Source organism: Paracoccus spongiarum (assembly GCF_030732095.1).
GTDB classification, from domain to species: domain Bacteria; phylum Pseudomonadota; class Alphaproteobacteria; order Rhodobacterales; family Rhodobacteraceae; genus Paracoccus; species Paracoccus spongiarum.
Genome location: NZ_JAVAMQ010000010.1, coordinates 40,089 through 52,340, shown reverse-complemented (window position 1 = coordinate 52,340; position 12,252 = coordinate 40,089). Strand labels below are relative to the sequence as shown.

The following is a 12,252-nucleotide window of genomic DNA, read 5'->3' as shown; positions in this document are numbered from 1 at the left end:
GTCCTAGATTCGACGGACGAGAAAGGGCTTGGCGACCATGCAAAAGGTTTTCTGGATCTTCGGCTACGGGTCGCTGATGTGGGACCCCGGCTTTCACCCCGCCGAGACGGTCAAGGCGCGGCTGGCCGGCTATGCCCGCACATTCTGCATGCGCTCGACCCGCTATCGCGGCACCACCGAGACGCCGGGCCTGGTGCTGGGGCTGGACGTGGACCAGGGCGCCGAATGCAGCGGCCTGGCGCTGCGCGTCGCCGAGGAGGACCACGACCATGTCATGCTGTATCTGCGCGAACGCGAGCTGGTGACCGGCGCCTATCAGGAACAGCTGGTCACGGTGGCACTGGAGGACGGGCGCCGGATCGAGGCGATCGCCTATGTGATGCGGCGCGACCACGAGCAATATGTCGGCAATCTGTGCCACCGCGAGCAGGCCGAGATCATCGCGCGGGCCACCGGCGGGCGCGGACCGAACGCCGAATACCTGTTCAACACCGCGCGCCACCTGGCCGAGATCGGGCTGGCCGATCCTTGGCTCGAGGAACTTTCGGCCGATGTCCGGCGCCTGCTGGACCAGACCCGCCGCCCCGATGGGCCGCGGTGAACCGCGCCGGGCCTCGGGGCAGGCCGTGACAACTTGACCTTTGGATTGCTTGGCAAGTGCGGGGCCGCGTCCTACACTTGCCCGCAAGACGACCTGACGGGCAACGATCACGGGACCGGCACCTCTTGAGCGATCCAGACAACGGCCAACGGCCAGACGATCCCGCGCAGAGGGCCGACCGGCGCCTGCACCTGCCCGACCGGCGCATCAGCGCCACCCGCGCGGGCGGCGGCACGACCAGCACGGCGCCGCAGTTCTCGCAGCCGGTCCGCCAGATCCTGATGATGCTGAGCGTGCTGGCGCTGGTGCTGGTCGGCGGCTGGATCGCCTATGGCCGCATCCTGCCGATCTTCATGGCGAACCGCTGGCTGAACGGCCTGATCCTGACGGTCTTTGCGCTTGGCGTGCTGGCCTGCTTCTGGCAGGTCGGGCAGCTGGTCCGCTCGGTCAGCTGGATCGAACGCTTTGCCGGGCGGCGCCGCAACGCGATCGAAAAGGGCCTGGCGGCGCGCGGTCAGGGCGATGGCGACGCGGCGCCGCGCCTGCTGGCGCCGCTGGCCGCGCTTCTGGGCACGCGCGGGCCGGCGGGCGGGGTCATCTCGACCGGCTCGGCCCGCTCGATCCTCGAGTCGGTGGCGACCCGCATCGACGAGCTGCGCGACATCACAAGATACCTCGCCAACCTGCTGATCTTCCTGGGCCTTCTTGGCACCTTCTACGGGCTAGCGACGACCGTTCCGGCGGTCGTCGAAACAATCCGCGCACTCGCCCCGCAGGAGGGCGAGACCGGGCTTGAGGTGTTCGAAAAGCTGATGGGCGGGCTCGAGGCGCAGCTGGGCGGCATGGCCACGGCGTTTTCCTCGTCGCTGCTGGGTCTCGCAGGATCGCTGGTCGTGGGCCTGCTGGAACTGTTCGTCACCCATGGACAGAACCGCTTCTACCGCGAGCTTGAGGAATGGATGTCGGGCTTTACCCGCGTCAGCCTGGCCGCCTCCGAGGGCGAGGGGCTGGACCAGGCGGTGATCGCGGGCTTTCTGGACCAGATGGCCGGCCAGATGGACAGGCTGCAGCAATTCCACGCCGAACGCGATGCGTTGCGCGAGGATGCGGCGATCATGGCGGATGAACGCATCGTCGTGATGGCCGAGGCGGTACAGGCGCTGGCCGGGCAGGCCGAGGCGGACCGGCAGGCCGCCGACGCGCGCCTTGCCGGGCTGACCGCCGCGCTTGGCCGCATGGTCGAGGCGCAGGAACGCGCGCTTGACCAGGATCGCCAGCGCCCGGCCATGCCCGCCGCCGCGCCAGACATGGGCGGGATAGAGGCGGCGCTGACCCGGCTTGCCGCCGACCTCAGCGAGGGACGCGACGAGATGCTGGCCGAGCTGCGTTCGGACATCCTCGTGCTGACGCGGGCGGTGCGGGCGGCGCGCTTCAACGACCCGTTCCGCGACGATCTGCTGAAGGACCCGCTGATCTCGCGCGGGGAAGGCTGACCATGTCGCTGCGCCGCGCCGCGTCCTCGAACCGCTTTGCGGCGACGATCTGGCCGGGCTTCGTCGATGCGATGACGGCGCTGCTGATGGTGCTGATGTTCGTGCTGACGATCTTCATGATCGTCCAGTCGGTCCTGCGCGAGCAGATCACCAGTCAGGACGACCGCATCCTGCGCCAGCAGGACACCATCGCCCGCCAGGAACAGCGGCTGGACAGCCTGGGGCGGCAGGTCGCCGCACTGGGGCAGGCGCTGACCGCCTCCGAACAGCGCGAGGACGCGTTGCAGGGCGATCTGGACCGGCAGCAGGGCCGTGCCGACAGCGCCGAGGCGGCACTGGCCCGGGCCGAGGCCGAGGCCCGCGACCGCGCCGCCCGCATCACCCGGATGAACAACCAGCTTGCCACCCGCCGCGCGGAACTGGATGCCGCGACATTGCGGCTGACGGATTTCGAGGCCGAGGTCGCGGCCCTGATCGCCGCGCGGGCCGAGGACCAGTCACGCGCCGAGGCCGATCGCGGCGCGTTGCAGGCCGGGCTCAAGGAGGCACAGTCGCGGGCCTCGGCGGCGGAACTGGCGGTGGCAGCGGCGCGGCGCGAAACCGACGCCGAGGCCGAACAGGCGCGGCTTGCCGCGGCCCGCAGCGCCGCGCTGCAGGCCTTGGTTGCCGATCTGCGCCGCCGCAACCAGGGCGCCGAGGCGGCGACCGCGGCGCTGCAATCCGACCTGACGGCGAGCCAGTCCCGGCTGGACGAGGCCGAGGCGGCGCGCCTTGCCGAGGCCGAGGCCGCGCGCCTGCTGCGCGAGCGGCTGGAATCGGCCGACAGCGAACTGACCGCGATGACCCTGGCGCTCGAGGAAAGCCGCCGCGCCGCCGAAGAGACCCTGACCCTGCTGGCGGCGGCCGAGGCGGCGCGCGACGACCTTGACGCCCGGGCCGCCGAGACCGCCGGCGAGGCCGAGAGGCAGGCCGCCCTGCTGGAGACCGCGCGCGAGGCGCTGGCCCGGCAGGAATCATTGTCCGAGGACAGCCAGCGGCGGGTCGCGCTGCTGAACGAACAGGTCGCCTCGCTGACCGCGCAGCTTGGCGCGCTGCAGGCGCTGCTGGACACCGCCGGCGCCGATCAGCAGCAGGCCGAACTGCGCGTCGCCGACCTTGGCCAGCAGTTGAATGCGGCCCTGCTGCGCGCCGCCGAGGAAAAGGATCGCCGGCTGGCCCTGGAAGAGCAGGCCCGGCTGAAGGCCGAAGAGGAGGCCCGCGACCTCGCCCGCTATCGGTCCGAGTTCTTCGGCAGGCTGTCGCAGATCCTGTCCGGGCGCGAGGGCGTACAGGTCGTGGGCGACCGATTCGTGTTCCAGTCCGAGGTGCTGTTCGCCCCCGGCGAGGCAACCCTGTCGGCGGCGGGGCAGGACCAGGTGGCCAGCGTGGCCCGGCTGCTGGCCGAGATCTCGGACGAGATCCCGCCCGAGATCGACTGGATCATCCGCGTCGACGGCCATACCGACAGCACGCCGCTGTCGGGCAGCGGGCGGTGGCGCGACAACTGGGAACTCAGCCAGGCGCGGGCGCTGGCGGTGGTGCGCTATCTGACCGACCAGATCGGCTTTCCGCCCGATCGCCTTGCCGCGGCGGGGTTTTCGGACACCCGGCCGGTGGCGGATGGCACCCGCCCCGAGGACCTCGCGCAGAACCGCCGGATCGAGCTGAAGCTGACCGAACGCTGAACGCTCAGTGCCCGACGGTCTTCGAGAACAGGTTGACCACGATCACCCCGGCAACGATCAGCCCCAGCCCGATCACCGCAGGCAGGTCAAGCCGCTGCCCGAACAGGAACAGCCCGATCAGCCCGACCAGCACGATGCCCAGCCCGCTCCAGATCGCATAGGCAATGCCCAGGGGCAGCACGCGCAGGCTCAGCGACAGCAGGTAGAAGCTTGCCAGATAGCACAGCGCCATGCCCAGGGTCGGCCACAGCCGGGTGAACTGGGCGGATCGCTGCAACAGCGAGGTGCCCACCACCTCGAGGCCGATGGCCAGCACCAGCGCGACATAGGGCGAACCCATCAGCCCCCCTCCTGCGCCGCTGGCGCGTCCTGCCCGGCGATCTCGCGCAGGCGATGTTCGATCGCGGCGTTCAGTTCGGCCCCCGACAGAACGATGGTCGCGCTGAGCCAGAGCCACATCATCAGGCCGATCACCGCGCCCAGCGAGCCGTAGGTCTCGTTGTAGTTCGCGAAATTCGCTGCATACCAGCTGAACAGCATCGAGGTCGCGACCAGCGCGACCGCGGCGATGATGGCGCCGGGCGCCACGCGCCGCCGTTGCGGGCCGCGGATCGCCGGCCCCCAGCGATAGACGGCGGCAAGGCTGAGGACCAGCACCATGAACAGCAGCGGCCAGCGCAGCAGCGACACCAGCGCCGCCCCGTCCGCACTGAGCGGCAGCCAGTCGGGCAGCCATTCCAGCAGGATCGGAACGACCGCGACGACCGCAAGCATGGTCGCCAGGATCAGCAGCCCGCCCAGCGTGAAGCCCATGGCGACAAGGTTCAGGCGCAGGAAGCCGCGCGTCTCGGTCTGGAACATCGCGACATTCAGGGCCGACAGCAGCGCCTTCATGCCGCCATTGGCCGAATAGAAGGCCGCCAGAAGGCCGACCATCCCGGCCAGAGACAGCACCGATCCGGGGGTCGCCGCGATCGATTCGATCTGCGTGCGGATGATGTCCAGCGCCCCCTCGGGCAACAGCGCCTGCAGGATGTCCAGATGCCGCGTGATCGTCGCCGGGTCGGCGACGAGCCCGTAGATGGACACGAAGGCGGTGATGGCAGGGAACAGCGACAGCAGCCCGAAGAAGGTGATCCCGCCCGCCACCGCGGTCACCCGGTCCTCGCCGATCATGTCAACGGTGCGGCGAAGAATGGCGATCACGTCGCCGCCGCCGGGGCCGATCCGCCCGGACCGCGGCCGGGCGCCCACGCCGGCCAGCCCGAAGCGGCGGCGCGTGTCATCGTCGAGATCGTCCAGCAAGGCATCAAGAATGCCGGGTCTGCGGGCGCCTGTCATCTGCTGCCTTGTTCCTGCCTGTCGGGTGGTTTCCGCGCAGGCTAGACCCGCTCATGCCCCGACTACAAGTTGTGCCGGCGCTTTTCATCTCGATCTTGTGGCCGCGGCGTCGCAGTCCCGCGCGCGGCATCCGCGCGTCCCATGACGGTGCGGATCTGATCGGCGGCCTGCGCGAATTCCCGCACGAGGCCGCTTGACTGCCGTGCCACCCGGCTGAATCCGTCGAAGGCACTCACCAGCGATTGCGCCACGCCGTTCAGGCTGGCCGACAACTCGCTGGCGGTGTCGGTCAGGTCACGCGCGAGGTTGCCCGTCTTCCGCGACGCCGCGACTGGCGCGGCTGCGGGACGAACATGCACCGTGTCGGCCGGCCGCGCGGGCCGAGGCGCGCCTTGCCGGACCGTCGGGCCCGGTCGCTCATGCGGGCGATCCGGCGTATCGGCGGCCAGCTTGCGAGCGGCCATCAGCGCCGCCGCCGTCACCCCGGCCACGCCAAGGGCGACGCCGCCCCAGACGATCACCTTGCTGGCCGTCGAGGGCGTGGGATAGGGTCGCCGTCCATCGGGCGACATCGGCGCGTCGGCGATCACGCGGCTGGCCCGCATCGGGCCGTGCTGGCTGCCGGGGCGGTGGCCCTTCGGAACGGACCGGGGGCCGAAACGGGTCTGGCTGACGCGGTCGGCCTCGGTCAGGGGAAGGATGTCTTCTTCGCGGCTCATCGCGGCTGCCTCCGGCTGTGACGCATTGCTGCCCCTGAAACCCCTGACGGCGGCGGAATGTTCCATGCCGGCCTGCGCCGCCCGCATGAAATCTTGCCCCCATGCCGCGCCGGGGCTATGCCCGCCCCAACGACAAGGAGCCCGCCATGATCCCTCGCTATGCCCGCCCCGAAATGACCGCGATCTGGTCGCCCGAGACCAAGTTCCGCATCTGGTACGAGATCGAGGCCCATGCCTGCGACGCCCAGGCCGATCTGGGGGTCATCCCGCGCGCCAACGCCGAGGCGGTCTGGCGGGCAAAGGATGTCGAGTTCGACGTGGCGCGTATCGACGAGATCGAGGCCGTCACCAAGCATGACGTGATCGCCTTCCTCACCCATCTGGCCGAACATGTCGGCAGCGACGAGGCGCGGTTCGTGCATCAGGGGATGACCTCCAGCGACGTCCTGGACACCACGCTGAACGTCCAGCTGGTGCGCGCCGCCGACATCCTGCTGGCCGACATGGACAAGGTGCTGGCCGCGTTGAAGCGCCGCGCCTACGAACACAAGGACACGGTCCGCATCGGCCGCAGCCACGGCATCCATGCCGAGCCGACGACGATGGGCCTGACCTTCGCGCGCTTCTACGCCGAAATGGCGCGCGGCCGCGCCCGACTTCAGGCGGCGCGCCACGAGGTCGCCACCGGGGCGATCTCGGGCGCGGTCGGCACCTTCGCCAATATCGACCCCGCCGTCGAAGAGCATGTCTGCCAAAGGATGGGCCTGCGCCCCGAACCGATCAGCACGCAAGTGATCCCGCGCGACCGCCACGCGATGTTCTTCGCGGTGCTGGGCGTCATCGCCAGCAGCATCGAGAATATCGCCATCGAGATCCGCCACATGCAGCGCACCGAGGTGCTGGAAGCCGAGGAGTTCTTCAGCCCCGGCCAGAAGGGCAGCAGCGCGATGCCGCACAAGCGCAACCCGGTGCTGACCGAGAACCTGACCGGGCTTGCGCGGCTGGTGCGGATGGCGGTCGTCCCGGCCATGGAGAATGTCGCGCTGTGGCATGAACGCGACATCAGCCATTCCTCGGTCGAGCGCGGCATCGCGCCGGATGCGACGATCACCCTGGATTTCGCGCTGAACCGTCTGGCGGGCGTCATCGAAAAGCTGGTGGTCTATCCCGACAACATGCTGGCGAACATGAACAGGTTCCGCGGTCTGGTGATGTCGCAGCGGGTCCTGCTGGCTCTGACGCAGGCCGGCGTATCGCGCGAGGACGCCTATCGCCTCGTCCAGCGCAACGCCATGAAGGTCTGGGAACAGGGCAAGGATTTCCGCGAGGAGTTGCTGGCCGATGCCGAGGTGACGGCCGCCCTGGCGCCCGCCGAGATCGAGGAGAAATTCGATCTGGGCTATCACACCAAGCATGTCGACACGATCTTCCGCCGGGTATTTGATTCAAATCCGATCTGATCGGCCGGCGGCGCTAACGCGCGTTTAGGGAATTTCTGCAAGCTTGGCCACCAGCGCAAACAGGCGGCCGACGGGGCAGACGACATGAACGCACAAGGCGGATTGAACCAGCGGCAGAAGGCGGCGGTGATCGTGCGGCTTCTGCTGGACGATGACGAGGCGGTGCATCTGTCGCGGCTCGACAGCGAAAGCCAGACCCTGCTGGCCGAGGAAATGGCCGGGATGGAACTGATCGACCGGCAGACCCGCGACGCGGTGATCGCGGAATTCTGCGACCGGCTGGAATCGGTCGGCATGACCTTTCCGGGCGATCTTGACGGCACCCTTGCGATGCTGGGCGGCAAGCTGTCCGATGACAGCACCGATCGGCTGCGCCGGCTGTCCGCGATGTCGGGGCGCGGCGATCCGTGGCAGCGCGTGTCGGCGCTGTCGAAGGAGGTGATCCTGACCCTCGCCACCACCGAGTCGATCGAACTGGTCGCCCTGATGCTGTCGAAGCTGCCGGTCTCGCGTGCCTCGGCCGTCTTTTCCGACCTGCCCCGCGACCGGGCCCGCGCCGTCGCGCAGGCCATGTCGATGACCGCCGGCGTCACCCCCGAGGCGCTGCATCGCGTCGGGCTGATCCTGCTGCATGCCGCCGATGCCCTGCCCCGCCCGGCGATCGACACCCCCGCCGCGGACCGGATGGGCGCGATCCTGAACTTCGCCACCGCCGATCTGCGCGACGAGGTTCTGGACTCTCTGGACAGGGAGGATACCGGCTTTGCCGAAGGCGTGCGCCGGGCCATCTTCATCTTCGAACACATCCCCGCCCGGATCGAGACGCGCGACGTGCCGCGCATCATCCGTGAGGTCGAGCAGCCGGTGTTGATCCGCGCGCTTTCGGCGCCCGATGCCGGCGATGCGGCGGCGGCCGCGTTCATCCTGGCGAACCTGTCACAGCGCATGGCCGACGGCCTGCGCGAGGAGATCGATGCCCTGGGCAAGCTGCGTCCCCGCGACATCGACGAGGCCAAGACCGAGGTGATCGCCGCGATCAGGCGGCTCGAGGAGGCGGGCGAGCTGACCCTGATCCTGCCACCCGAGGACTAGGATGACAGGCGCGGCCCGCGGGTGCGGCTTGCCCCGCCGAGCGCGGGCGGCGTAGAACGCGGGCGCGGGCCCGATCCGGGCCGCGCCGCAGGGGAACCCGATGACCAACCGCATCGCCATCGCACTGGCCCTCGTGATCGCAGCGGCGCTCGTGGCCGATCGCCTGTGGCTGCATCTGGACCTGCCCGTCCTCGCGGGACGCCGGCTGAATGCCGTGATCGAGACGCTCAGCTTCTGGCGCTGAGCCGCGCGGGCGCGCGACCGCGCGGGGCACGGCGGGATTTTAGCCCCCTTCGGCAACGGGCATTTGCATCGGACTGGCCCACGGGCTAGAGGATGGCGCAACGTCATCCGCTCGGGAGTGAGAGAACCATGACAGTCAAGGTCGCCATCAACGGCTTCGGTCGCATCGGTCGCAACGTGCTGCGCGCCATCGTGGAATCGGGTCGCACCGATATCGAGGTGGTCGCCATCAACGATCTGGGCCCGGTCGAGACCAATGCGCATCTGCTGCGCTATGACAGCGTGCATGGCCGCTTTCCGGCGACGGTGACCGTCAACGGCTCGTCGATCGATGTGGGCCGCGGCCCGATCGAGGTCAGCGCCATCCGCAACCCCGCCGACCTGCCCTGGGGCCATGTCGATGTGGTGATGGAATGCACCGGCATCTTCACCTCGAAGGAGAAGTGCCAGGCCCATCTGGAAAACGGCGCCAAGCGGGTGCTGATCTCGGCCCCCGGCGAGAATGCCGACAAGACCATCGTCTATGGCGTGAACCACGACACGCTGACCGCGGCCGACATCGTCGTGTCCAACGCCAGCTGCACCACCAACTGCCTGTCGCCGGTCGCCAAGGTGCTGAACGACAGCATCGGCATCGGTCGCGGCTTCATGACCACGATCCACAGCTATACCGGCGATCAGCCGACGCTGGACACCATGCACAAGGACCTGTACCGCGCCCGCGCCGCCGCGCTGTCGATGATTCCGACCTCGACCGGTGCCGCCAAGGCCGTGGGCCTGGTCCTGCCGGAACTGAAGGGCCGGCTGGACGGCGTGGCCATCCGCGTGCCGACGCCGAATGTCTCGGTCGTCGATCTGGTCTTCGAGGCCAAGCGCGAGACCAGCGTGGCCGAGATCAATGCGGCGATCAAGTCGGCGGCCGACGGCCAGCTGAAAGGCATTCTGGGATACACCGAGGAAAGCCTCGTCTCGTCGGACTTCAACCACGACCCGCATTCCTCGATCTTCCACATGGACCAGACCAAGGTGATGGAGGGCAAGCTGTGCCGCATTCTGACCTGGTATGACAATGAATGGGGCTTCTCGAACCGGATGTCCGACACCGCCGTAGCGATGGGCAAGCTGATCTGACGCCTTCCGACGGAAATCGGGGCCGGCTGGCGGTAGACCCTGCCAGCCGGCCCCTTTCATTGAGGCAGCCGGGCCGAGCGGGGCGGGTCTCGCGTCAGGGGCGGGTCAGGACCAGTTCGGCGGTCACGCAGATCCGGTTGCCCAGCGGCGCCAGGCACCCCTGAAGATGCGCGCCACCGATGCCGACGATGTCCAGCCCGACACCCCGTCCGGTCGCATCGATTGCGCCGGGGCGGATCAGGAACTCGGTCGCGTGACTGTCCAGCAGCCGCCCGTCGGCAAGCCGTGCGGTATCGAGGCTGCCCAGCCCCGCAAGACGCGCGCGGTCCCAGCCCAGCCGGCCCATCGCATCGGACAGCCCGCTGGCCAGCTCGACATGCGGCGCCAGCCGCAGCAGCGCCGCCTCGGTCCGGTCCGGTTCGGACATCTGCACCGGTTTGAAAAGGGTAAAGGCGGTTTCCGCATCCGGGCTGGCCTCGAACCGGGCGTCGGTGAAGATCAGCGCCTCGGCGATGCAGGGCTCGCACAGCACCGACTGGTCCAGCAGCAGATGCCCCATGGCCGAGCCCCAGAGACCGTGGCAATGCCCGAAACCCCGGCCCTCGCGCAGCCCCCAGACGATGCCGGCGCGATGGATCGTCGCGGCCGCCAGCGTCTGGACCGGCGAATACCACGCCGCGTGCAGCCCGTCGGTCGCCCGATCGGGCAGGACGAAACGAATATCGGCGCGCGCCCCGCCCAGGACGATCCAGGCGCTGCCGTCGCCCTGCAGGGCCGCCGGGATCGCCTGATCCAGCGGGACGCCCGCCGCCAGCTCAATCCTGCGGCGGCTGACCCGGCTGCGCGCCATCTGCAGGCGCGGGCCGCTGGCCGGGCCGGGATGGCGCAGCGGCTCAGCCATCTGCGCCGGTGTCGGTCAGCGCGTCGCGGCGCACCAGCTCGTCGCGCACCAGCCTCTTGGTGATCTTGCCATAGCCCGACCGCGGCAGCGCGTCCCAGAACAGGAACCGACGCGGCATCTTGTAGCGCGCGATGCGCGATGCCAGCCAGTCGCCCAGGTCCGGGCGGCTGCCGTCGCGGGTCACGCAGATCGCCACCCCGACCTCGCCCCAGGTGGGATCGGGCATGCCCAGCACGGCACATTCGCTGACCTCGGGATGGGTCAGCAATTTTTCCTCGATCTCGCGCGGATGGATGTTCGAGCCGCCCGAGATGAACATGTCGCTTTCGCGGCCAGTCAGGTAGAAGAACCCCTCCTCGTCCATATGGCCCAGATCGCCGGTGCGGAACCAGCCGTTGCGGAATGCCCTGGCGTTCGCCTCAGGGTTTCGCCAATAACCGGCAAAGACCGCGCCGCCGGTCACGCACAGCTCTCCGGTGTGGCCGGGCGGAAGGGGGGCGCCGGTCTCGTCCTGGATCTCGACCTGCATTCCCGTGCGCGCAAAGCCGCAGCTGCCCTCGCGATCCCAGGTGGCAGAGGCGTCGTGCAGCCGCGCCGGCAGGACGGTGATGCAGCCGGTGACCTCGCCAAGGCCGAAATACTGCACCAGCACCGGGCCCAGCCGGTCCAGCGCGCGACGCTGATCGGCGCGGTACATCGGCGCACCGGCATAGATGACGTGGCGCAGGCTGGAATGGTCGTGCCGGTCGACCGAAGGGTGTTCGGTCAGCAGCTTCACGATGGTCGGCACGGTGAACATGTTGCTGACCCGATGCGCCGCGACCAGCCGCCAGACCTCGGCCGGATCGAAGGGTCCGGCGGGCAGGATCGTGGGCACACCGCGCGCGACCTGCAGCATCTGGTGGATGCCCGCACCATGGCTGAGCGGCGCGACCACCAGCGAGGCATCATCCTCGGTGGTGCCGGGTATCAGGTCGGCCAGATGGTTGGCGATCACGAAGCCCATCTGCCCGTGGGTCAGCACCGCCGCCTTGGGCTTGCCGGTCGCGCCAGAGGTAAAGAACAGCCAGGCCGGATCGTCGCGGTCCACATCCGCTGGGCGCAGCGGCGCTGCCTCGTGCAGGGCCAGCCGCGCGTCGATGTCGGGGCCGAAGGCGGCAGCGCCGATCGCCAGCACCGGAAGATCGCAGATCGCGGCATGATCCGGAAAGGCCGCCTCGCAGATCAGCAGCCGGGGTTCGGCCAACTCGGCCATCCAGCGCAGGTCAGCAGGCGTGCCGCGGAAATTCGCCGGCACCCAGATCGCGCCCAGCTTGAGGCAGGCCCACAGGCTTTCCCACATCTGGTTGTTGTTCTGGGACTGGACCAGCACCCGGTCGCCCTTGCCGACACCGTATTCCGCAGCCAGCAGCCGCGCCATCGCATCGACGCGCGCGCGCATCGCCAACCAGCTCCAGCCGTGGTCGCCCCAGATCATGGCCATACGGTCGGGCAGCCGGCGGGCGGTCTGGTCCAGCAGATGTCCCAGATTCATGGTGCGCGTCGAG

Annotated in this window: 12 protein-coding genes; 7 read left to right on the top strand and 5 right to left on the bottom strand. The window is 69.2% G+C overall.

Going from position 1 to position 12,252, the window contains the following annotated elements:
* Positions 1 to 37: 37 nt before the first annotated feature.
* The 3 genes from Q5Y72_RS12015 to Q5Y72_RS12005 all read left to right on the top strand — a co-directional run bounded on the left by Q5Y72_RS12015 (position 38) and on the right by Q5Y72_RS12005 (position 3,818).
* On the top strand, positions 38 to 601 hold the full coding sequence (locus Q5Y72_RS12015; protein WP_305963665.1) for a gamma-glutamylcyclotransferase: 564 nt from the start codon (positions 38 to 40) through the stop codon (positions 599 to 601).
* A 281-nt stretch (positions 602 to 882) separates the two neighbouring features.
* On the top strand, positions 883 to 2,094 hold the full coding sequence (locus Q5Y72_RS12010) for a biopolymer transporter ExbB (protein ID WP_305963752.1): 1,212 nt from the start codon (positions 883 to 885) through the stop codon (positions 2,092 to 2,094).
* 2 nt (positions 2,095 to 2,096) lie between these two features.
* Complete coding sequence (locus Q5Y72_RS12005; protein ID WP_305963664.1) at positions 2,097 to 3,818, top strand: peptidoglycan -binding protein; 1,722 nt, start codon at positions 2,097 to 2,099, stop codon at positions 3,816 to 3,818.
* 4 nt (positions 3,819 to 3,822) lie between these two features.
* Here the strand turns inward: Q5Y72_RS12005 and Q5Y72_RS12000 are convergent, their stop codons facing one another.
* The 3 genes from Q5Y72_RS12000 to Q5Y72_RS11990 form a co-directional block, all read right to left on the bottom strand.
* The gene (locus Q5Y72_RS12000; RefSeq protein ID WP_305963663.1) at positions 3,823 to 4,158 is read right to left on the bottom strand and encodes an SMR family transporter; all 336 of its coding nucleotides are present in this window, start codon (positions 4,156 to 4,158) and stop codon (positions 3,823 to 3,825) included.
* Positions 4,158 to 5,123, bottom strand: coding sequence for a YihY/virulence factor BrkB family protein (locus Q5Y72_RS11995; RefSeq protein WP_305963662.1), 966 nt, complete (start codon positions 5,121 to 5,123; stop codon positions 4,158 to 4,160). Before Q5Y72_RS11995 ends, Q5Y72_RS12000 begins: the two co-directional genes overlap by 1 nt.
* Positions 5,124 to 5,221: 98 nt before the next feature.
* Positions 5,222 to 5,878 carry a hypothetical protein gene (locus Q5Y72_RS11990; protein WP_305963661.1) on the bottom strand — a complete coding sequence of 219 codons (657 nt, stop codon included), beginning with the start codon at positions 5,876 to 5,878 and terminating at the stop codon, positions 5,222 to 5,224.
* 146 nt (positions 5,879 to 6,024) lie between these two features.
* Here Q5Y72_RS11990 and purB point away from each other — a divergent pair, with 146 nt between their 5' ends.
* The 4 genes from purB (at position 6,025) to gap (ending at position 9,804) form a co-directional block, all read left to right on the top strand.
* On the top strand, positions 6,025 to 7,338 hold the full coding sequence (gene purB, locus Q5Y72_RS11985) for an adenylosuccinate lyase (RefSeq protein WP_305963660.1): 1,314 nt from the start codon (positions 6,025 to 6,027) through the stop codon (positions 7,336 to 7,338).
* Between the two features lie 84 nt (positions 7,339 to 7,422).
* Positions 7,423 to 8,430, top strand: coding sequence for a FliG C-terminal domain-containing protein (locus Q5Y72_RS11980; RefSeq protein ID WP_305963659.1), 1,008 nt, complete (start codon positions 7,423 to 7,425; stop codon positions 8,428 to 8,430).
* A gap of 100 nt (positions 8,431 to 8,530) precedes the next feature.
* Positions 8,531 to 8,674, top strand: a complete 144-nt coding sequence (locus Q5Y72_RS11975) for a hypothetical protein (RefSeq protein WP_305963658.1) — start codon at positions 8,531 to 8,533, stop codon at positions 8,672 to 8,674.
* 128 nt (positions 8,675 to 8,802) lie between these two features.
* Entirely contained in the window at positions 8,803 to 9,804 is a 1,002-nt protein-coding gene (gene gap / locus Q5Y72_RS11970) for a type I glyceraldehyde-3-phosphate dehydrogenase (protein ID WP_305963657.1), read from the top strand.
* A 94-nt stretch (positions 9,805 to 9,898) separates the two neighbouring features.
* On the opposite strand, the gene Q5Y72_RS11965 is transcribed toward gap, so the two are convergent.
* Positions 9,899 to 10,705 carry a hypothetical protein gene (locus Q5Y72_RS11965; protein WP_305963656.1) on the bottom strand — a complete coding sequence of 269 codons (807 nt, stop codon included), beginning with the start codon at positions 10,703 to 10,705 and terminating at the stop codon, positions 9,899 to 9,901.
* Positions 10,698 to 12,239: an acyl-CoA synthetase gene (locus tag Q5Y72_RS11960; RefSeq protein WP_305963655.1), complete on the bottom strand. Its 1,542-nt coding sequence runs from the start codon at positions 12,237 to 12,239 to the stop codon at positions 10,698 to 10,700. The genes Q5Y72_RS11965 and Q5Y72_RS11960 overlap by 8 nt, the downstream gene beginning before the upstream one ends.
* Positions 12,240 to 12,252: the final 13 nt, after the last annotated feature.